This window comes from Bacillus sp. FJAT-45350, assembly GCF_002335805.1.
Taxonomy (GTDB): Bacteria; Bacillota; Bacilli; order Bacillales; family NISU01; genus FJAT-45350.
The window spans coordinates 170,546-193,056 of record NZ_NISU01000003.1 but is presented as its reverse complement, the minus strand read 5'-3'; the positions used below and the strand labels follow the sequence as shown (position 1 = coordinate 193,056).

Here is a 22,511-nt window from a genome sequence, read left to right as displayed (position 1 = left end):
CCTCACTAGATATTATCTGTCCTCTTCATTCTGAACAATTCCTAGGAGCATTTGTTTTAGTTGAATTTCAGTATATTCCTCAATTGTATAAAGCTTTTGAAGTGCCCATCGTCGGAACGTCCACATATGTCCTTGAACAAGGATGTTATGCGCGAGCATCTTCGTCTCTTGTTCTGAAAGATTTAGTAGCTTTGCTTCCACACAGTCTTTAATGATTTTCTCAATCATCACTGTCATTTCAATTTCCTTTTGCAATACATACGGAAGCGCTTCTTTCGGTAACGATTTCGCTTCCTGATACATAACAAGAACTTCATCCTGCATCTCATCAATCACTTTAAAGTAGGATGCAATTGCTAATTTCAATCTGTCTATGCCTGATGTATCTTCCATCTCTAGATATTGTTTTAAGCGGTCACGTACTTCCTCGTAAATCGCATCACATACAAGGTAAAGTACATCTTCTTTCGAACCAATATATTCATATAAAGTACCAATGCTAAAGCCTGATTCTTTTGCTATTTCTCTCGTTGTCGTTCGATGAAACCCTTTTTCTTTAAATAAGTTCACTGCGCCTTTGACCATTTGCTCTCGACGTTTTTTTATGAGTTGTTGGTCTTTGACCATTGAAGGAACCTTCTTTTTGTTCAACAAAGTTATCCCTCTCCCCTGTCATAGATTCAATAGTAGAGACTATTTGAGTTTTCCTAAAGGTAATTTTAAGAAAAATCAAAAAATAGCCTCTTCCTACTATTGTAAACCAACTCTCTTAATCTGCTAATAACATTTTTGAAATTACTAGACGTTGAATCTCATTTGTACCTTCATAAATTTGTGTGATTTTCGCATCACGCATATAACGCTCTACTGGATAATCCTTCGTATAGCCATAGCCTCCAAAGACTTGAACCGCTTCAATTGTTACTTCCATTGCTGTATCACCAGCAAATAATTTTGACATCGCTGATTCTTTCCCATAAGGGATGCCTTGGCTTTCATTCCATGCAGCTTGGTACGTCAGTAGTCGAGATGCTTCAATCTTCGTTGCCATATCAGCTAACTTAAACGCAATCCCTTGCTGAGCACCAATTGATTTACCAAACTGCTTACGCTCTTTTGCATAGTCAACTGCAGCATCAAGTGCCCCTTGTGCAATTCCTAATGCTTGTGCCGCGATACCATTACGACCACCATCAAGAGTCATCATCGCAATCTTAAAGCCTTCTCCTTCTTTACCAAGAACATTTGCCTTAGGTACACGAACATCTTCAAAAATAATCTCAGTTGTAGGTGATGAACGAATTCCTAATTTCTTTTCCTTTTTCCCTACAGAAAATCCTGGCATATCACTTTCTACGATAAATGCCGTTACACCTTTATGGCGCTTCTCTGCGTCTGTCACTGCAAATACAACATAGATATCTGCTACTCCACCGTTTGTTATAAAAATTTTCGAACCATTTAAGATGTAGTCATCCCCATCTACTTTTGCTGTTGTTTTCATATTAGCAACGTCCGAACCTGCGCCTGGCTCTGTAAGTCCATAGGCACCAATTTTCGTTCCTTCTGCTAATGCACGAAGGTGAGTTTGCTTTTGCTCTTCTGTACCGAATTTATAAATAGGCCAGCTTGCCAGAGAAAGGTGAGCAGATAACGTTACACCTGTAGATCCACACACTCGAGATAGTTCTTCTACCGCTATACAATAGCTCACATAGTCCCCACCAATTCCACCGTACTCTTCTGGCCACGGAATACCTGTTAAGCCAAGCTCAGCCATTTGGTCAAAGATAGCTCTATCAAAACGCTCTTCTTCATCACGCTCTTCTGCTGTAGGCGCTACTTCATTCTTTGCAAAATCTCTTACCATTTTTCTAATCATTTGTTGTTCTTCTGTTAATCCGAAATTCATCTATAATCTCTCCTTTTTAATAATTGCTAGATTTGTTTGTAACTACAAAAGGTAACTGTGTCCAATTCTGCTTTGAAACTTTCGCGGGCTTCTCTACGTTGGCAAGACTCCGCTCACGGCGCGTCTACTATGGGAGAAACACTCATAGTAAACTTTAAAATCATACAGCGGCTTTGCTATTTGAACTTGGTAATAAGAGAAGGTGTAAACCACCCTTTTCTAATTACCTAGTAGCGATTTATTGATAACAATGCGTTGAATTTCGCTTGTTCCTTCATAGATTTCACACACTTTCGCATCGCGGAAGTAGCGTTCAACTGGATAGTCCTTCGTATAGCCGTAGCCCCCAAAGACTTGAATTGCTTCCGTTGCTACTTCAACAGCTGTTCGAGATGCAAACAGCTTTGCCATTGATGCTTCTTTTCCACAGCTTAATCCTTGTTGTCGTAAGCTTGCTGCATTATAAGTTAAAAGTTTTGCAGCTTCTACTTTTGTTGCCATATCCGCTAGCTTAAATGCAATTCCTTGCTGTGCACCAATTGAGCGACCAAATTGCTTACGTTCTTTTGCATAGTCCGTTGCAGCCTCTAATGCAGCTTCTGCTATACCAAGCGCCTGTGCTGCAATGCCGATTCTACCTATATCCAGGTTTGCCATTGCAATCTTAAAGCCTTCTCCTTCTTCTCCAAGAAGATTCTCAACTGGCACTTTTGCATTGTCAAAAATAAGCTCTGATGTATTTGAACCGTGCAGTCCCATCTTTTTCTCTTTTTTTCCAACTGAAAATCCTGGTGTGTCCTTTTCAACGATAAATGCAGATATCCCTTTTGATCCTGCTTCTGGATTTGTTGAAGCGAAGACAATGTACGTGTCTGCCTCTCCTGCATTTGTAATGAATACTTTTGTTCCATTTAAGATGTAATGGTTACCGGATTTTACTGCAGATGTACGTAGGCTACCTGCATCCGACCCTGCACTTGGTTCTGTTAAGCCAAACGCCCCTAGAAACTGACCTGAAGCTAATTTAGGAACGTACTTTTGCTTTTGTTCTTCCGTACCAAAGTAAAGGATTGGATTTGTTCCGACAGATGTATGAACTGATAGAATAACCCCAACTGTTGCGCTTACTTTTGATAACTCATTAATTGCAATGATATATGAGGTAAAGTCCATCTCTGCTCCACCATATTGCTCGGATATTGGAACACCCATCAGCCCTAGTTCACCCATTTGGTCAACAATTCCCCGTGGAAATGTATCGTTCTCTTCCATTTCCTCTATAAAAGGTGCAATTTGCTCATTAGCAAAATCACGAACCATTTTTCGCATCATTTCTTGTTCTTCTGTAAATAATAGATTCATAGTCTTCACTCCATTACATTCTTGTTAGTTATATTGATAGAAACCTCTTCCTGTCTTCTTACCTAACCAACCTGCTTTAACGTATTTTCTAAGTAATGGACAAGGGCGGTATTTATCATCACCGAAGCCATCATGTAATGTTTCCATAATATATAAACACGTATCCAACCCAATAAAGTCTGCTAGCGTTAATGGCCCCATTGGATGATTCATCCCTAACTTCATTACTTCATCTACTGCTTCTGGAGTTGCTACTCCTTCATAGACTGTGTAGATTGCTTCATTAATCATTGGCATTAAGATACGGTTAGAAACGAAGCCTGGGAAGTCATTTACCTCTACTGGAATTTTATCTAGTTTTTTCGACATGTCTTCGATGGTTTGATACACTTCATCACTTGTTGCTAACCCACGAATGATTTCTACAAGCTTCATTACAGGCACCGGATTCATAAAGTGCATACCGATTACTTTTTCAGGACGATTTGTTGCCGCTGCAATTTCTGTAATAGGTAATGAAGATGTATTTGTTGCTAAAATTGCATGCTCTGGAGCAATTTTGTCTAAGTCAGCAAATAGTTTTGATTTAATTTCCATATTTTCAATCGCTGCTTCAATCACGATGTCTACCTTTGACGCATTATTTAAATCTGTAGAAGGTGTTAAACGACTCAAAACTTCATCTCGTTCTTCTCCTGTCATACGCTCCTTTTGAACTTGACGGTCAAGGTTTTTCTTAATCGTGTTCATCCCACGCTCAACATACTCTTCCTTTAAGTCATGTAAATACACATCAAAACCTGCCATTGCATTTACTTGAGCAATCCCCGATCCCATCTGACCTGCACCAATAACTAATACCGTTTGAATACTCATATATAAAACCCCCATTTTTTTAATTATTAATTCTGAATTATGATTTATGAATTAAAGACCTCTTGTGTATTTCTACGATGTTTTTCAATTCATAACTCATAACTTATAACTCATAATTTCCACTAAACTTCGATCATCACCGCATCGCCTTGACCTCCGCCGCTGCAGATGGATGCGATTCCGATGCCGCCTCCTCGACGTTTTAGCTCATAGGCGAGTGTTAGAATGATGCGTGTTCCGCTCGCTCCAATTGGATGACCAAGAGCAACTGCACCACCGTTTACATTTACTTTCTCTGGGTCAAGGTTTGCGATTTTCCCACTTGTTAATGCGACTGCAGAGAAGGCTTCATTTACTTCAAATAAGTCAATGTCTTCAAGTGTTTTTCCTGTCTTCTCTAGTAATTGGTTGATTACTAGACCTGGTGTTTTAGGAAACTCTTCTGCTGGTATCGCTAAAGCTGTATGGCCGATGATCGTTGCTAGAGGTGTTTTCCCCTCTTTCTTTGCCCTTTCATCACTCATTAAAACAAGTGCTGCTGCACCGTCATTTACCCCTGGTGCATTCCCGGCAGTAATTGTTCCATCCTTAGAAAATACAGATTTAAGCTTTGCTAATGATCCCACTGAAGTATCACTTCTAGGTGACTCATCTTGATTAACTACAACAGGCTCGCCCTTACGTTGTGGTACTTCTACATTGACAATTTCTTCTGAGAATAGTCCTTTTTCAATTGCTTCTGCTGCTAGCTTGTGACTTCTGTACGCCCACTCGTCCTGCTCTTCTCTTGAAATCCCATATTCTTTTGCTGTGTCATTCCCATACGTACCCATATGAACCTTGTTAAATGAACAAGTCAGTCCATCATGAACCATTAAATCAATGATTTGTCCGTCACCCATCCGCAGACCTGTACGTGCCTTTGGTAAAAAGTAAGGTGCATTACTCATAGACTCCATTCCACCAGCGACGATAACTTCTCCGTCCCCTGCACGAATAATTTGGTCCGCCATCGTAATACTTCTCATACCGGAAGCACAGACCTTATTTATTGTTTCTGTATGTACGCTCCAAGGCAGACCTGCATATTGGCTAGCTTGCCTAGAAGGGATTTGTCCTTGTCCCCCTTGTAGCACATTACCCATAATTAGCTCGTTTACCTCTTCTCCTTTAACACCAGCACGTTCTAGAGCACCTTTAATCGCAACTCCACCAAGCTCTGCTGCTTTTAAAGAACTTAAGCTACCTCCAAATTTTCCAAAAGGTGTTCTTGCTCCACTAACAATTACTGTTTTCAATGGTAAAACCTCCTTATTGGTTATGTATGTAACGAAAATTCAATCTTTTCGACCGAACGCTCGCTCAGATTACTATCTTAAAAAAACAATCTCTTCAAATAATTACGAAAATAGATTGTACACGCTTACAATTTTATAAGTTTTATAGAGGCTAACCTAGCCCCTATAAAACTATTATTTCATACCTTCAAAATAAATAACTAAATCTTTATAAAGTTAGACTTTGAATTTTAATTTGCAATTTCAAATTCATAACCCATAACTCGTAATTCATAATTATTCTATTCTACACTGCTTCTTCTTGTTCCTTTATTTTAAGTGATTTTTCTAAAATTTCTACGATATCAAGTGTTTGCACTGTTTCATCTACTTCTTTTGCCTTTGTTCCATCACTTAACATTGTTAAACAGTAAGGACAGCCACTTCCGATAACAGATGGTTGAACTTCAAGAGCTTGCTCAGTTCTTGCCACATTCACACGTTGGCCTGCATCTTCTTCCATCCACATCATTCCGCCACCTGCACCACAGCACATTCCTTCTTCACGATTACGTTCCATCTCAACAACCTGCACACCTGGAATTGCTTTTAAGATTTCACGTGGTGCATCATAGACGTCATTATAACGTCCTAGATAACAAGAATCATGGAATACGATTGTTTCATTTACTTCAAGTTCAGGCTTAATTTTACCTTGCTGAAGTAGTTCAAATAGTAATTCTGTGTGATGGTATACTTCCACACCTTCAAGTCCAAACTCTGGATACTCATTTTTAAACGTATTATAAGCATGTGGATCAATCGTAACGATTTTCTTCACATTATGCTTTTGGAATAATTCAATGTTTGCATTAGCTAGTTCTTGGAATAAGAACTCATTACCAATTCGTCTTGGTGTATCTCCTGAGTTCTTTTCCTTACTACCAATAATCGCAAACTTCACACCAGCTTCATTTAATACTTTTGCTAATGATTGAGCAATTTTCTGGCTTCGCTTATCATATGACCCCATTGAACCAACAAAGAATAAGTACTCAAACTCTTCTCCTGCTTTTTCTACTTCCTTCACTGTTGGTACGTTAATATCTTCACGGCCTTCACGCCACTTTTCACGTTCCTTACGGTTGATACCCCATGGATTCCCTTGACGCTCAATGTTTGTAATCGCACGTTGAGCTTCAGCATCCATTTTCCCTTCCGTTAGAACTAGATAACGTCTCATGTCGATAATTTTATCTACGTGCTCGTTCATAACTGGACATTGGTCTTCACAGTTACGACAAGTTGTACAAGCCCAAATTTCTTCTTCTGTGATGACATCTCCAATTAAGCTTACGTCATAGCCTGCAGCTACTTCTTGGTTTGCAGCTGACTGCATCGCTAATTGGTTTCCTTTTGTATTATTAAATGCGAATGTAGGTAACCACGGAGAGCGGGACGTAACGACAGCTCCCTTTTCAGTTAAATGGTCACGCATTTTTACGATTAAATCCATTGGTGATAGCATTTTTCCTGTTCCTGCAGCCGGACACACATTCGTACAGCGCCCACATTCAACACAGGCATATAAATCTAAAAGTTGCTTATGATTGAAATCTTCTATCATATTATTACCAAACTTCTCTTGGCTCTCATCTTCAAAATCTATTGAAGAAAGTTGTCCTACTCTATGAGTTCGTCCAACAAATACGTTCGCAGGTCCAGCAATTAAGTGAGCATGCTTTGATTGTGGAATATATACTAAGAAGATTAGTAAGAATAATAAGTGAGCCCACCAGAATACGAAGAATCCAGCAGCTGCTGCAGTTGGCCCAATGCCTCCTAAAACAGAAGCGATAGCTGAAGCAATTGGCTCAAATCCCGTTAATGGTTTGTCTAACCAAACTTTTTCTAGCCCTTTTGCAAATAGCTTTGAAACCATTAGCCCACCAATAAATACAAGAACAAGCCCTGATTTCCAACCACGCTTTAAGCGAACTAACTTTTCAATGTAACGACGATGGAATGCCCATACAACCGCTACTAAAATCATTAATACAACAATCTCTTGGAATAACGTAAAGAAAGGATAGATAGGTCCTAATGGTAAATGAGAGCCTACCGCTAGTCCCTTCCAAATTACATCAATGGCACTAAACTGTACGAGTAAAAACCCGTAGAAAAACATGACGTGAATAGCGCCACTTTTTTTATCTTTCATTAACTTCTTTTGACCGAATACATTGACTAGTACTTCATTGAGACGTTCTTTCATTGTATGATCAAAATCAACTTTCTTACCTAACTTGATGTACTCATAACGAGTTTTTACTAAGTTAACGAATAAATAAAGTGCATATCCAACAACAAGCAAGAAAGCAATTAGATTAACCCATGACAACGCTTCCACATTACCAACTCCTTTTTCCCCTTTATGTTTGTTTATTAAGGTTTTCTCTACTTTTTAAAACGAGATAATGCTTAGTTGATGACATTATAACATAAAAGTACAATGAATGAGCATTCAGTCGATAAATTTTATTAAAAATTTCTAAATATTCTTTTTAGTCTTATTGTTTCGCCCCTTTCAACAACTCATAGAGAATAAATTTTTGGATATCCTATTTACTAATACTTTTGCTCGGGAGGCTCCCATGATACCTTTACTAATTACCATCTCCATACTAATACTTATTGTCCTATGGTGTAGAATAGACTTCAAACTAGGAATGAAAGTACAAAAAAATGAAGCAAGGAAAAGAATTCAAGAAACAAGATATGGAACAGTTAAATTTTTACCAACAGGTGATCAACTTTTTGAGAACATGTTTCAAGATATTAAACAAGCAACAAGTCATATACATGTCCTCTTTTACATCGTAAAGGAAGATTCAATTAGTACTAAATTTTTAAATTTATTAATGGACAAAGCAAAAGAAGGTTTAGAAGTAAGGCTATTGATCGATAGAATTGGCAGCCAGGTAAGTCGAAAAAAAAGAAAAGAGCTTCAAGCTGCCGGGGTTCAATTTGCTTTTTCACACCCTGCTAAATTCCCTTACATCTTCTTCACATTAAACCGTCGTAACCATAGAAAAATTACAATTGTTGATGGCAACATTGGTTACATCGGTGGTTTTAACGTTGGTGACGAATATTTAGGACGTGATCCGAAATTTGGTTATTGGAGAGATTATCATTTAAGGCTTGACGGCGACGGTGTTCAAGATATCCAAGAGCAATTTGTTCAGGACTGGAAGGTTGGAGCAAAACAGCAGCTAAGTTCAGAACGTTACTTTCCAAAGCTTAGACAAGGGAAGGTTCCATTACGCATCCTCCCTACAGACGGAGTGTATTTAGAAGATACGTTTATCGATTTAATAAGACAAGCAAAACAAACAATTACAATTGGGACGCCTTACTTTATTCCTGGCACTTCTATTCAGGGAGAGTTAATTCGTGCTGCAAAAAGAGGGATTTTTGTTCGAATTATTGTACCGAAAAAAGGGGATCACCCTTTAGTGAAAGAGGCTGCCTTTCCTTATTTTCAAGACCTTTTAGAATCTGGTTGTGAAATCTACCGTTATTACCGTGGGTTTTACCATGCCAAAGCGTTAATAATCGATGACCAAGTATGTGATATTGGAACAGCGAATTTTGATAAGAGAAGTTTTCATATCGACCATGAAATTAATTGCCTAATGTATGGTCCAGAATTTATTCAAATAGTGAAACAAGAAATGGATTACGATATTTCTATCTCAGAAAGATTAACGGTAAAAGATTTGGAATCACGTTCATTATTTCACCGGGGGAAAGAGCGTGTAGCAACATTAATATCTGGTTTATTATAGTCTTTACTGAACAATCAGCACTAACTATAATAATTTTATACCTGAGACAAACTGTCGTATGATACACTAGAAAAAACAATAAAAAATAGCTAAAACAAGCATTAAACAGTTCAAATAAGGAAAGAAACACCCTTTTTGAACTCTACTCTAGAGTTTGCTGTCACCACTGGTGGCAGCTTTCGTCGTTTTTAAGGGTAATGATGTTGATTTTTTTTCTCAATAAGGAGGAGAATGAAATGGTTTTATCATCATGGGGAAATAAACTGCTTGAGAACCGACAGTTAACACTAGCATTGATCAGTGGAGTTTTTCTAGGAGTTGCTTCGTTTATTGATTATCGGGGACTCACTGAAGCAGCTATTACATTGTATATCTTGGCTTATTTGTCTGGGGGATTTTATAAAACACGAGAAGGTTTAAAGGAGCTTTTTAAAGAGCGAAAATTGAGTGTTGAAGTATTAATGATAATTGCAGCAATTGGTGCTGCAATTATTGGTTATTGGGCGGAGGGTGCAATTCTTATCTTCATATTTGCAATGAGTGGTGCACTGGAAACCTACACGTTAAATAGAAGCCATAAAGCCATATCTTCACTAATGGAGCTACAGCCTGAGGAAGTCACTCTTCTTGTTGAGGGAAAAGAAAAGAAAGTTGCTATTGAAGACCTACAGTTAGGCGATGCGATGCTCGTCAAAGCCGGTGAGCGTATAGGCGCAGATGGAGAGATTCTCTCTGGAGAAACAACAATTGATGAAGCAGCAATTACTGGGGAGTCCATGCCTATTTCTAAACATACCGGTGACGAGGTTTTTGCTGGCACTGTCAACTTAAATGGTTCAATTACAGTCACAGTTACTAAGAAAAGTAATGAAACTCTATTTCAAAAAATTATCACTCTCGTTCAATCAGCAAAAGAGGATGCTTCACCTTCTCAACAATGGATTGAGCGCTTTGAAGGTCCTTACGTAAAAATTGTCCTACTCTTTGTGGCGCTTATGATTATCCTACCGCCATATCTTTTCTCCTGGAGTTGGGAAGAATCCTTTTATCGAGGAATGGTCCTTCTCGTTGTTGCTTCTCCATGTGCACTCGTTGCATCCGTTATGCCCGCTACCTTATCTGCGATTTCAAATGGTGCTCGTAGTGGAATTTTGTTCAAAGGCGGGGTCTACCTTGAGGAATTAGGCTCGGTTAAAGCTATCGCCCTAGATAAAACCGGGACAATTACAAATGGAAAACCAGAAGTAACAGATGTGTATATTCGTGAAAATGAAGAGGAACGTTTTTACCAAATCGTAACATCGATAGAAAATGAATCGAATCATCCTCTAGCACAGGCAATTGTCCGATATGGTAAACAACAAAGTTCTCTGAATTTAATTAAACCAGAGCAAGTTACAGATGTAAGTGGTTGGGGAGTTGAAGCCTTAATAGACAATGAACATTGGAAAATCGGGAAACGTGATTTCATGAAGGAAGATGAAGTAACCTCATTCTATGATGAGATTGGCTCCATCCTTTCAGGAGAAGGTAAAACGGTTGTTTACGTTGAGGATAGTAAAGGACTCATTGGTGTCCTTGCATTAGAGGACACAGTTAGGGATACTGCAATCGAAGCTATTCAACAAATGAAGAAAAATGGAATTTATACTGTTATGATTACCGGTGATCACGAAAAAACTGCTACTGTTATTTCAAATAAAACTAAGTTAGATACCTTTCGAGCAAACTGTCTTCCTGACAAAAAGGTAGAGGAAATCAAATTACTAAAAGAAAAATACAAACATGTTGCAATGGTTGGAGATGGTATTAATGATGCCCCTGCGCTTGCTACCGCAAACGTTGGTATTGCTATGGGAGCTGGAACAGATATTGCGATAGAATCATCGAATGTTGTCCTAATGAAGAATGATTTATCCAAACTAACAAAAGCAATGCAGCTTTCAAGACGTCTAAATCGTATAATAAAACAAAATATTATCTTTTCAATTGCTGTTATTATTGTCTTAATCGCTTCAAACTTTTTTCAATACCTCTCCCTTCCACTAGGAGTTATTGGTCATGAAGGAAGTACGTTACTCGTTATTTTAAATGGACTTCGATTGTTACGGAATTAGCGGTATGGGAGTGAGATACAAGTCTTCAATAGAGGGTGCAATGACTCCGTTCGCTATGCGCCTTGAAAGATGTAGCGACTTTGCTCATTGCTTCGAGGCTGTGACAAAAGGTCAAACTTTTGTCACAGCCTCTTTTCTATTTTACGTTTAATGAAGCCCGTGATTATTCGATTTAGTTCCTGATAATTTTTTGTTGGGAGTTGATGAGTTGCCTTTGATATATAAACAACCTCAACATCATTAATAGAATTTCTAAAAGGGTATTGATAATGATGCGTGTAAAATTCTAGTTCACCGTAAGCCAATAATAACGGAACATTAATTTCATTCAATCGGTCTGTTGACTTATAATGTAGACCTTCTTCATACATTTTTTCAAGTACTTGTGGATTCGTACGTAAAATATAATCAGCTAACTCTTGTTGGAATTCTTTCGTTTTACAATGAGCCTTTGAAAGTACATTAGAAAATAAGCTCATTAACTTATTACTAGCTGCCCATATTCCTAATCGAAATTCATTCCGTAGTAGTAGACTGTTCACTTCCGAAAATCCACCACATAGTATGACGCCAAGCGTTCGGTCTGGGTATGAAATTGCAAATTCCTGTGCAATGGAACCTCCATTTGAATAGCCACATATTACAGCCCTATCCACATGAAGATCGTCTAGCACTGCTATAATGTCCTCTGCTTGCATTGACATTGTTATTGTACCAGTTCGATTACCACTTCTTCCATTCCCACGCATATCATACGTAATCACTTGAAAGTCGTCTGCAAGTGATTGTTGCTTCTTAAATGTAACATGTCCCATACCTGGTGGATGTATAAAAACAATTGGCGTTCCTTTTCCTGTTGATTCGTAATAGATGGGTGTATCAATTACACCTTTAGCATAAGCCATTAGCATTCCTCCATCTATTTAGTTAGCCTCCATTCGTAAAAAAAGGCATTACCCATTGGTATAGCTTATAACCAAAATAAATTCCAAAGATCCCCATGATACCTGGTAGTGCAGGTGGTGCTGGTATCGGTAATTTAATTAACGCAAAAACAAACCCTACAATTAAACCTGCTATCAATGCTAATATAACTTCCTGCACGTTTAACACATCCTTTTTCATTTATACTATGCCCATTAAGAGCAATATTTATTATCCGGTACAAAACGGTTATCAAAAGAGAAACTCTCCCTATATAGACTATAGAGAGAGTATTATTTACAAACATGTTATTAATACTTACATTTTCTCTGGTGCTTGAACACCAATTAATCTTAATGCATTTAGTATTGTGATTTGAACTGATTTAATTAACGCAAGCCTAGCTTGGCTTTTCGCTTTATCTTCTGGGTCTACAACACGCTCTGCATTGTAGAAGCTATGGAATGCAGACGCCAATTCGAATACATAGTTTGTCATTCGGTGTGGAGAAAGCTTCTCTGCTGCTTCAGCTACTGCCTCAGGGAACTCACCGATTTTCTTTAATAGGTCATATTCTTTTTCAGTCGAGATTTGATTTAAGTCAAAGTCTGTACTTGCTGTAATGCCTAATTCTTCGCCTTGACGTAGAATACTGCATATACGTGCATGTGCATATTGAACATAATACACTGGATTTTCATTTGAGCGAGATACGGCTAAATCCATATCAAAATCAAGGTGCGTGTCAGCACTACGCATCGCAAAGAAGTAGCGTGTTGCATCCGTTCCTACCTCTTCCATTAAATCACGTAAAGTAACTGCTTTCCCTGTACGCTTACTCATTTTTACCTTTTCACCATTTTGATACAAGCTAACCATTTGAATGATTTCAACATCCATTTGGTCTTTATTGTAACCAAGTGCCTGGATTGCAGCCTTCATTCGCGGAATGTATCCATGATGATCTGCTCCCCAAATATTAATTAGCTTATCAAAACCACGCTTCATCTTGTCTTGATGGTAGGCAATATCTGGTGTTAAATATGTGTACGACCCATCGTTTTTAATTAATACTCGATCTTTGTCATCTCCATATGCAGTCGAACGGAACCAAGTTGCTCCATCTTCTTCAAACGTCTCGCCTTTTTCATTCAGTAAAGCTAATGTTTCTTCTACTTTTCCAGATGTATATAATGAAGTTTCTGAGAACCAATTATCAAATTGAACACGGAACTCTCCCAAATCATATTTGATTTTATCTAACTCTCTTTTTAATCCGAATTCACGGAAGAAAGCAAGGCGCTCTTCCTCGGATTCATTAATAAAACGATCCCCATGCTCATTAGCTAGCTCTTTACCGAAGCCAATAATGTCCGCACCGTGATAACCACCCTCAGGCATTTCCTTTTCCATACCTAACGCTTCAAAGTAGCGTGCCTCTAGTGACAATGCTAGGTTATTAATTTGGTTTCCTGCATCATTTATATAGTATTCACGAGACACGTCATAGCCTGCCTTCGCGAGGATATTACATAAAGAATCTCCTACCGCTGCACCACGAGCATGTCCTAAATGAAGGTTTCCTGTTGGGTTTGCTGAAACAAACTCCACTTGGATTTTCGTATTGTTACCTACATTTGTTTGACCATAGTTTTGATTTGCTTCTAATACCGTTGTAATCACATCACGTAGATACGCATTGTCCATGTAAAAATTAATAAAGCCCGGTCCTGCAATTTCTACTTTGGCAATTGATGCCTTTTCTTTATCAAGCTGCGCTACTAACTCCTCTGCAATCGCACGAGGTGCCTTTTTCGCCACTCTTGCTAACTGCATCGCCATGTTTGTCGCATAATCCCCGTGAGCTTTATCCTTTGGCGTTTCTAATACAACGACAGGCATTGTATCTTTTGTAGCTAGTTCTGCTCTAAGTACAGCTTCAATAATTTCACTTTTTAATTGCTCTTTAATTTGTTCAACACTGTTCATTATTTTGCCTCCTCCACATATATCGTTAACTCGTGCTCTCCGCCATCTTCACCTTGAAGTAATAGCTGATAGCTTAAAATCAATTGCCCACTCTGTTTCTCTTTCGACCATTCAAATTGAAGTTCGTTAGTCGTTGTTTCCATTTCTAATAAGCCAAAAGGCGAATGATATGTACCAGATGTTGTTTTATGTAATAGAAAAGGTTGTCTCATTTGAACTGCACCTTGACGGATAATTGTTACATCTGCGTCAGTAACCTTAATGAGAGTGCGAACCTTCCCTACCTCTTCTAGCTCTTCTTCATAATGAAGATAGAGTGATTGATTTTTCTCATGTAATTGACCAACTGTTTTAATGTGGTCTAATTGTTTGTTTCCATTTTGTATACGGTTGACACGTAACGTGACGTCTACATCTATTCGATCAGTCTGTAACCATTTCATATAAGTATTGTCTCTTCCTCTACTACTATTATGATGCTAACAAGGGTTTCTTTTACTAGCCTCTTTAAATTTTAGTCCTTTCTTCTCATTGTTGCAAGCAAGCCAGGAAAAATATTCAGTTATAATTACAAAGCATACTATAACTGAAAACAAAAAAGCACGGGAACCCCGTACTCTTTAAATTAAGTTAGTTAGCCAATTTCTAATTAACTATTAATCATTAACAATTAACTTAACTACTCTAAAATTCATAATTCATACATCATAATTATAAATTTTATTTCACCCATCCAAGTAGAATTTCACGAATGAATTTACTTGCTGCAATTTGTGTTTGCTCTGTTGGGTCATAAGCGGGAGCTACTTCAACTAAATCTGCTCCAATGACATTTATATCCGAATTTGCAATTGAGTGAATTGCCTCTAATAGCTCTTTCGATGTAATGCCACCAGCTTCTGCTGTACCTGTACCAGGTGCGTGTGCAGGATCTAATACATCAATATCGATTGTCACGTACACATTCCTACCTGCTAGCTTTGGTAGCACTTCCTTTAACGGTGCAGCGACTTCAAATTTTGACATGTGCATTCCCGACTCTTTTGCATACTGAAATTCTTCGCGCATTCCTGAACGAATTCCAAATGAAAAGACATTTTCAGGACCGATTAACTCACACGCTTTACGAATTGGCGTAGAATGAGAAAGTGGCTCTCCTTCATACTGTTCACGAAGGTCAGCATGTGCATCAATATGAATAATCGCCATATCTGAGTACTTTTTATACATTGCTCTAAAAATTGGCCATGATACAAGATGCTCTCCGCCAAGTCCTAATGGGAATTTTCCATCAGCAATTAACTTATCAATATAGTCTTCAATCATATCAATGCTTCTTGCTGGATTTCCAAATGGTAAAGGAACATCTCCTGCATCAAAGTAATTAACTTCCTCTAGATGCTTGTCTAAATAAGGACTGTATTCCTCTAGTCCTAGTGATGCTTCACGAATTCTCGCTGGTCCAAAACGTGAGCCAGGACGGAAAGACACTGTCCAATCCATTGGCATACCGTAAATGACCGCCTTACTTTCCTCATAATTTGGGTTACTTAATATAAATACATTTCCTGAATAAGCTTCATCAAAACGCATGATAGAGCCTCCTTATTTAATTAGATCGCCTACAAAGCGTGGTAATGCAAAGGCTGCTTTGTGAAGTTCCTTAGTGTAATACTTCGTTTCAATCTCATGGAAACGATTATCCTCTATCTCAAGTGGATCGTGCTTCTTTGAACCGATTGTGAACGTCCATAAGCCACTAGGATACGTTGGGATATTCGCTGTATATAAACGTGTGATTGGAAATGTCTCTTTTACATCCTTAAATACATTTGTAATCAAATCTGAATGGAACCATGGGTTATCTGTTTGAGCTACAAACACACCATCTTCTTTTAATGCTTTAGAAATCCCCTCGTAAAATCCTTTTGTAAATAGATTGACTGCAGGACCAACTGGTTCCGTTGAATCAACCATAATTACGTCATAAATAGCCTCACTTTTCGCAATATGCATAAAACCATCATCAACTTGAACATTAACACGAGGGTCATCTAGTGCACCGGCAATGGACGGAAGATACTTCTTTGAATACTCAATAACTTTACCATCAATTTCAACGAGTGTTGCCTTTGTTACAGATGGATGCTTCAATACTTCACGAATAACTCCTCCGTCTCCTCCACCAACGACTAGGACATTCTTCGGGTTTGGGTGAGTAAACAATGGGACATGAGCCACCATTTCATGATAAACAAACTCATCCTTTTCTGTTGTCATAACCATGCCATCTAATACTAGCATGTTTCCAAATTCCTCAGTCTCAATCATATCAAGCTTTTGGAACTCAGTTTGCTCTGTATGTAACGTACGCTTCACTTTCGCTTTAATCCCAAACCGCTCTGTTTGCTTTTCTGTATACCATAATTCCATTTTTAGTCACCTCATCTTAAATCTATAAACTATCGTACATACGATTTATTAAGGTCCATCAAGAAAGTAGATAACAAAATTTTGAAGAGCCTCACTAGATAGCTTTCCCTAGTTTTGATGCTCTAAAAGTGGAATTTCTAAATCTAATCTAAAACAAAGTCAAAAAAAGTATAAATCAACGAGAAAAAAATGCAAGTAATATTTTCTAGTTTTTGTAGAAAAAAGTCGGATTTTACAAGGCTGCTGAAAAAGTGTGTTTTTCACTTTTTTGTGGCCTTGATTCTCGAATCGTCTAGTTTGGACTTTTTCAGCGCCCTCAGATTTTACCTACTTCTTTTTCAGTAAAAACTGAAAAAGCTATTTCATTACTAGAGTCTAGACATGTAAATCAAGGGATTTTTTCTATTAATTACGTTTAAAACTAGTCTACTTTACCGAAGATAGAGCTATCTAATTTTGGACGTAAAAGAGGTGCCTTTCATGCAGGTCGAAACGAATCAACGTAAGAAAAAAGGCTGGATTTGGGTTAGACGCTTATTCCGCCTCACATTATTGTTCTCTGTTTTGTTCATGGGAGGAATTGTTAGCTTGCTTTTTTATACGAAGGCGCAAGGTCCACCTCCCATTCAAGTTCCTCAAACAACCATTCTATATGGTGCGGACGATACGATTATTGGAGAAAGCCACCGTGGACAAAATCGGTATTGGATTACACTTGATGACATGGCTCCTGAAGTGATTGATGCAACACTTTCCATCGAAGATCGTAAGTTTTACAATCATTACGGGTTTGATATAACACGTATTGGGGCTGCTGTGCTCACAAATTTACGTCTAGGTACGAAAGCACAAGGGGCAAGTACCATTACTCAGCAGTATGCACGGAACCTCTACTTAGGACATGATAAAACGTGGAAGCGAAAATGGAACGAAGCTCTCTATGCATTAAGATTAGAAATGAATTATACAAAAGATGAGATACTAGAGGGTTACTTAAATACAATCTATTACGGGCATGGTGCATATGGGATTGAAGCTGCTGCACATCATTACTTTAGTAAATCAGCTTCAGAGTTATCTCTAGCAGAAGCAAGTATTCTAGCAGGTGTACCAAAGGGACCTCGCTATTACTCACCTTTTTTTGATTTAGAACGTTCAAAACAAAGACAAAGGATCGTTCTTCAATCAATGGTTGATTCAAACAAAATTTCAACTATTCAAGCTAGAACAGCTGGTGATGAAGAATTACACTTTATTACTGAAAGGGAAGCTTACGAAGGAGTAGTAGGTCCTTACTTTCAAGACATTGTTCAGCAAATTTTAGCGGAAGACTATGATATAGATCCTGCTCTTATTGAAAAAGGTGGCTTACACGTTTATACGACTCTTGACCCTGATATGCAGAGAGAAGCTGAAAGATGGGTTGAAGCAGAATTAAATGGTGAGGATGAACTACAAGCTGCACTTGTTGCTATGAGTCCGAGAACAGGTGATGTGAAGGCGCTAATTGGTGGAAGAGATTATTCAGAAAGTCCATTTAATAGAGCCACTAAAGCAAAACGTTCTCCAGGTTCTACGTTCAAGCCTTTCTTATACTATGCAGCGTTAGAGCATGGATTCACTGCATCATCGACATTACTAAGTGAGCCAACTACTTTTACTTTTGATGATGGAAGAGGAAAGTACTCGCCAGGAAACTTCAATGAAAATTATGCACATGACTTTATAACGATGCTGCAAGCACTTGCTTTTTCAGATAACATCTTTGCCGTTAAAACACACTTCTTTCTTGGAAAAGAGTATTTAGTTGATGCTGCACAACGATTTGGAATAACTAGTCCATTAGAGGAGCTGCCATCATTAGCTCTTGGTACGTTGCCAGTTGGTGTATTAGAACTTGTTAATAGTTACAGTCCCTTTGCCAATGGAGGTCACCGTGTTGAGCCTCGATTTATTCGTAAGGTTGTCGATCAACATGGAGAGGTTATTATCGAAGAACAACCTTCAGTCACACCTGCTGTTGATCCGAAGCTTGCCTTTATTATGACGGATATCATGACGGGAATGTTTGACCGAAACCTAAGTGGATATACATCTGTAACAGGAAGATCGATTTCTCATTTAGTACACCGTCCAGTTGCCGGTAAGTCTGGTTCAACTTCTACTGATAGCTGGATGATTGGCTATACCCCACAACTGCTTTCTGGTGTATGGATTGGCTATGACCAAGGACAAACTCTTGAGCATCAAACTCAGGGACAATATGCAAAGCGAATATGGGCCCAATTTACTGAGAATGCATTAAAGGATGATTTAAAGCTACAATTCCATAAGCCAGATGGTGTGAACGGTGTCTATATAAACCCTAGCAATGGATTACTTGCAACAGAGGAATGTCCTGTACAACGTCTTACATATTTTGTTGAAGGAACAGAACCAACAGAGTATTGCCAACTGCACGGAAGCAGTGATGAAGTCGTACAGCCTAAAGAAGAAGAACATGAGAAGGAGAAATTTCTTGAGCGTTTTTTGAAATGGCTACATTAGGGGCAATTGCAAATTGCAAATTTAGAATTATGAGTTATGAATGGGAAGGACGTTAGGGGCGATTTAGAATTGCGAATTGCGAATTGCGAATTGGAATGCGTAGTTTAATTGTTAATGGTTAATGGGGGTTAAAAGCGATACATGTTAACTTATATAATTAAAAAAGTGCGAAGGGTTACCTTCGCACTTTTTTGTGTCCTAGTATAAAAAGTGTTTTATACTATGTCTAAGTTTAATAACAATCTTATAAAAGCTCAAGACCCATTATGATAATTCATAAATCGTTCAAAACTTTTTTTGTTTAAGGGTAGACAGAGTAAAAACATTAGTAACTACTCTCCTAATAGTTCTGTTCGTAGCTTTTCGTCTGAGCGATTCCAGAATTCTTCGTTATGTTCTTTTAAAAACACACCCAGAAGTTTCTTCGATTTGTCATCCATATCCTCAATCATGACATGACCTTTTAGTGATTTATCCATTTTATTAACATGTTCTGGTAAGCTTTTGTAACCCCGACGAATTTCCTCATCAACAGTCATTTCACAGCCAGTTACTCCATAATAAAATGGTCCTTCACCTTTGTTATTAACCGTAACCCAAACTAGCCAGTATAATCGACCATTAGGTACTTCCTCACGATTAGGCAAAAACTTAATTCTCTTTTCAACTGCAGAACGTGCATGCAGTGCGCCCATATCTATGTACGCTTGATTGTCTTCTGGGTCAACAATAACTGGGGAAATATTATCTAAGTTAAGAACTCCTGCCCCGTAACCACCATGATCAACCTTAGGGTTATTAGCTAAAATATTAAATCCTGAAGGTTTCTTTTTCTGATTTTTATCTTCATCTTTGAAGAGATCCATCCCTACCATCCCTTTCAATTAAATTTACATATAGTATATGCTCTAACCTTAGTTTATCATAACGTTCATCGTCAAACACTATTCAATGACTGAACTCTTTTCAAAAGAAAAAGACGTGTGACCATATAACTGGTTGCACGTCTATTATTTCTGAAGACTTGTCCATTTTAATGGACTAATGCACCTCGTAGGCTTGAGATGAATTCAATCGCTCGGTCCATATCTTCATCTGTGTAATTTTGCTTTTTCTTTACTGTTGTCACTTTTTCTTTTAACTCATTTATAGGTAATTCGTCGAAATATAACATAGTCGAAACAAGCTCAAGGAACCGTGAACTCTGTTCATTCATGCTAGTCACTAATTCCTCGATTTTTGGTAACTCAAATTCATACATTTGAAGAAATTCAATACCTTCTTCAGTCAAGGTATAGCGGTACTGGTAATAGCCACCTTTACTTTCCTTTGTTTCATTAATAAAGCCTAGGTTACATAGCTCTTCTATACGTAACGTAAGCTCCTCAGAATACGGGCCAAACATATGAAATTTGTATCGTTCAGAAAAGGGAATATCCATTTTCTTCGCAATATAAACTATCTTTTGTAGTTTTTTACGTCCAATAATCTCCCCTGCTTGTTGGAACATCGCAAGCAATTTAGCATGTTCTTTCAGCAAAACCGTTTCCCCCTATTTCATTAAAATTTCTTTAATTTTACGCTTAATGTCCCCGTTGTCTCTCTCATCCTCAAGCATGTCTAGCGGGAAATATAATTTATGATCGGTTCTCTTTTTTCCTGAAATCGCTTCTACTACATCCGACTCTCTTGATAATTCTCGAAGCTTACTATTTGGTGTAACTAAGTGAATCGGTAGCCGCTCCTCTTCTTCTCCTGGTCGATAGAAATCATACGGCAAATCAGAGGAAGAATCAACAACCAAATAATAGGCGGGATCAATCTCTGCCTCAGTAAATAATTTATGTAAAACTGGCCAATCATGCATTTGCTGATTTGGATTAAATTCTACATATTTAAACAACCTTCTAGTTAAAAATCTATCACAAAGATCACTTAATATGCTATCGTCCTCATCTTGCCAAATTTGAAAATAATAGAGCATTATCGACTCATCAAGGCGTAAATAATCGTCCAAGCTCTTTTTTTCATTAAAGAAGGAATAAAAGTGTCTAGGCTCTTGTTTAAAGGCATATCCACCTAAAAATAATTCTTTTGTCCTCATTAATATCTTACTTAAAATGACTTCTGCACTACGAGTCACTGGGTGAAAGTATACTTGCCAGTACATTTGATAGCGACTCATAATATAATCCTCAACTGCATGCATTCCACTCTGTTTAAAAACCACTTGGTCATCAGTTGGCCTCATTACTCGAAGAATACGTTCCATATCAAAGTGACCATAGCTAACTCCTGTGAAATAAGCATCGCGCTGTAAATAATCCATTCGATCCGCATCAATTTGACTTGAAATTAAACTCACAACTAACTTATTAGAATGAGTCTTTTCAATTACATCTGCCACATCCTGGGGAAACTCAGGTCCCATATTCTTTAACACTTTATTAATCTCAGTATCTCCAAGAATAATTTCTCTCGTCCAATCCTCATGATCCGTGTCAAATACCTTTTCAAAAGAGTGTGAGAATGGTCCGTGACCTACATCATGGAGTAACGCTGCTGATAAGCATAGTAATCGGTCTTTATCATCCCAATGTGGCCGTCCTTGAAAAACTTCAATAATTCTTCTAGTGATCTCATATACACCAAGTGAATGATTAAAACGGGAATGTTCAGCACCATGGAAAGTAAAATAAGTCGTCCCTAATTGTCTTATTCTCCGCAAACGTTGGAACTCCTTTGTCCCAATTAATTCCCAAATCAATTCATCTCTCACATGTACATAGCGGTGTACAGGGTCTTTAAATACCTTTTCTTCTTCTAATTGTCCGTACCTTTTTGTCATTCAACCCTACCCCGTTCTTTTTTCGTCTTACTCTCATTATACAAAATTCTTTTATGAATCTAAACCTACGAAAAGTAAAAACTACCCTACAGTGTGTATGGGTAGTTCAGTTTTCGTATATAAATGATGTCTGACAAAAAGACCTACATTATTTTATTTTCTTTTCTATCTTTGTAATCAACTGGTCTTCATTCGGTGCTGTCACATGACGATTATTAACAATCGTAAATGCTTTCTTTCTACCCGGGCCACAATAAGATTGACAGCCAATGTGAATTTCTGCCTTTTCATCTAGCTTTTTTAACTTCGGCAACAACGTTTTAATATTCGTTGCCTGGCAAATATCACAAATTCTAAACTCGTTTGCCATTTTAC

Annotated in this window: 19 protein-coding genes; 3 read left to right on the top strand and 16 right to left on the bottom strand. The window is 38.0% G+C overall.

Features of this window, described 5'->3' with window-relative positions; all coding sequences use genetic code 11:
- Positions 1-12: 12 nt before the first annotated feature.
- From CD003_RS19975 to CD003_RS19950, 6 genes are all read right to left on the bottom strand, one after another.
- The gene (locus CD003_RS19975) at positions 13-651 is read right to left on the bottom strand and encodes a TetR/AcrR family transcriptional regulator (RefSeq protein ID WP_179295655.1); all 639 of its coding nucleotides are present in this window, start codon (positions 649-651) and stop codon (positions 13-15) included.
- A gap of 118 nt (positions 652-769) precedes the next feature.
- Positions 770-1,912 (bottom strand): acyl-CoA dehydrogenase, encoded by a 1,143-nt coding sequence (locus CD003_RS19970; protein ID WP_096203018.1) that lies wholly within the window; start codon positions 1,910-1,912, stop codon positions 770-772.
- Positions 1,913-2,131: 219 nt separating this feature from the next.
- Positions 2,132-3,274, bottom strand: a complete 1,143-nt coding sequence (locus CD003_RS19965; RefSeq protein WP_096203017.1) for an acyl-CoA dehydrogenase — start codon at positions 3,272-3,274, stop codon at positions 2,132-2,134.
- Between the two features lie 24 nt (positions 3,275-3,298).
- Entirely contained in the window at positions 3,299-4,150 is an 852-nt protein-coding gene (locus CD003_RS19960) for a 3-hydroxybutyryl-CoA dehydrogenase (RefSeq protein ID WP_096203016.1), read from the bottom strand.
- A 122-nt stretch (positions 4,151-4,272) separates the two neighbouring features.
- The gene (locus tag CD003_RS19955; RefSeq protein WP_096203015.1) at positions 4,273-5,448 is read right to left on the bottom strand and encodes an acetyl-CoA C-acetyltransferase; all 1,176 of its coding nucleotides are present in this window, start codon (positions 5,446-5,448) and stop codon (positions 4,273-4,275) included.
- Positions 5,449-5,734: 286 nt separating this feature from the next.
- Positions 5,735-7,837, bottom strand: a complete 2,103-nt coding sequence (locus CD003_RS19950) for a (Fe-S)-binding protein (RefSeq protein WP_096203014.1) — start codon at positions 7,835-7,837, stop codon at positions 5,735-5,737.
- 244 nt (positions 7,838-8,081) lie between these two features.
- Here CD003_RS19950 and cls point away from each other — a divergent pair, with 244 nt between their 5' ends.
- Together cls and CD003_RS19940 are read left to right on the top strand one after the other, a co-directional pair.
- Positions 8,082-9,278 carry a cardiolipin synthase gene (gene cls, locus CD003_RS19945; protein ID WP_096203013.1) on the top strand — a complete coding sequence of 399 codons (1,197 nt, stop codon included), beginning with the start codon at positions 8,082-8,084 and terminating at the stop codon, positions 9,276-9,278.
- Positions 9,279-9,514: 236 nt separating this feature from the next.
- Positions 9,515-11,395 carry a heavy metal translocating P-type ATPase gene (locus CD003_RS19940; protein WP_257008405.1) on the top strand — a complete coding sequence of 627 codons (1,881 nt, stop codon included), beginning with the start codon at positions 9,515-9,517 and terminating at the stop codon, positions 11,393-11,395.
- A gap of 122 nt (positions 11,396-11,517) precedes the next feature.
- Here the strand turns inward: CD003_RS19940 and CD003_RS19935 are convergent, their stop codons facing one another.
- The 6 genes from CD003_RS19935 to speE all read right to left on the bottom strand — a co-directional run bounded on the left by CD003_RS19935 (position 11,518) and on the right by speE (position 16,741).
- On the bottom strand, positions 11,518-12,300 hold the full coding sequence (locus CD003_RS19935; RefSeq protein ID WP_096203011.1) for an alpha/beta fold hydrolase: 783 nt from the start codon (positions 12,298-12,300) through the stop codon (positions 11,518-11,520).
- 22 nt (positions 12,301-12,322) lie between these two features.
- Positions 12,323-12,499 (bottom strand): XapX domain-containing protein, encoded by a 177-nt coding sequence (locus tag CD003_RS19930; RefSeq protein ID WP_096203010.1) that lies wholly within the window; start codon positions 12,497-12,499, stop codon positions 12,323-12,325.
- Between the two features lie 138 nt (positions 12,500-12,637).
- Positions 12,638-14,308 (bottom strand): arginine--tRNA ligase, encoded by a 1,671-nt coding sequence (gene argS, locus CD003_RS19925; RefSeq protein WP_096203009.1) that lies wholly within the window; start codon positions 14,306-14,308, stop codon positions 12,638-12,640.
- The gene (locus tag CD003_RS19920) at positions 14,308-14,751 is read right to left on the bottom strand and encodes a DUF1934 domain-containing protein (RefSeq protein WP_096203008.1); all 444 of its coding nucleotides are present in this window, start codon (positions 14,749-14,751) and stop codon (positions 14,308-14,310) included. Before CD003_RS19920 ends, argS begins: the two co-directional genes overlap by 1 nt.
- A 277-nt stretch (positions 14,752-15,028) precedes the next feature.
- Positions 15,029-15,901, bottom strand: a complete 873-nt coding sequence (gene speB / locus CD003_RS19915) for an agmatinase (RefSeq protein WP_096203007.1) — start codon at positions 15,899-15,901, stop codon at positions 15,029-15,031.
- A gap of 12 nt (positions 15,902-15,913) precedes the next feature.
- Positions 15,914-16,741, bottom strand: a complete 828-nt coding sequence (speE, locus tag CD003_RS19910) for a spermidine synthase (protein ID WP_096203006.1) — start codon at positions 16,739-16,741, stop codon at positions 15,914-15,916.
- 480 nt (positions 16,742-17,221) lie between these two features.
- On the opposite strand from speE, the gene CD003_RS19905 reads away from it, so the two are divergent.
- Positions 17,222-19,288, top strand: a complete 2,067-nt coding sequence (locus CD003_RS19905; RefSeq protein ID WP_096203005.1) for a transglycosylase domain-containing protein — start codon at positions 17,222-17,224, stop codon at positions 19,286-19,288.
- A 332-nt stretch (positions 19,289-19,620) separates the two neighbouring features.
- Here CD003_RS19905 and CD003_RS19900 read toward each other — a convergent pair whose 3' ends face one another.
- The 4 genes from CD003_RS19900 to CD003_RS19885 all read right to left on the bottom strand — a co-directional run bounded on the left by CD003_RS19900 (position 19,621) and on the right by CD003_RS19885 (position 22,506).
- Positions 19,621-20,154 (bottom strand): YwhD family protein, encoded by a 534-nt coding sequence (locus tag CD003_RS19900; RefSeq protein ID WP_096203004.1) that lies wholly within the window; start codon positions 20,152-20,154, stop codon positions 19,621-19,623.
- Between the two features lie 167 nt (positions 20,155-20,321).
- Complete coding sequence (locus CD003_RS19895; RefSeq protein ID WP_096203003.1) at positions 20,322-20,828, bottom strand: YwgA family protein; 507 nt, start codon at positions 20,826-20,828, stop codon at positions 20,322-20,324.
- 12 nt (positions 20,829-20,840) lie between these two features.
- Positions 20,841-22,136 carry an HD domain-containing protein gene (locus CD003_RS19890; protein ID WP_096203002.1) on the bottom strand — a complete coding sequence of 432 codons (1,296 nt, stop codon included), beginning with the start codon at positions 22,134-22,136 and terminating at the stop codon, positions 20,841-20,843.
- A 148-nt stretch (positions 22,137-22,284) separates the two neighbouring features.
- Positions 22,285-22,506: a DUF1450 domain-containing protein gene (locus tag CD003_RS19885; RefSeq protein WP_096203001.1), complete on the bottom strand. Its 222-nt coding sequence runs from the start codon at positions 22,504-22,506 to the stop codon at positions 22,285-22,287.
- Between the last annotated feature and the right edge of the window lie 5 nt (positions 22,507-22,511).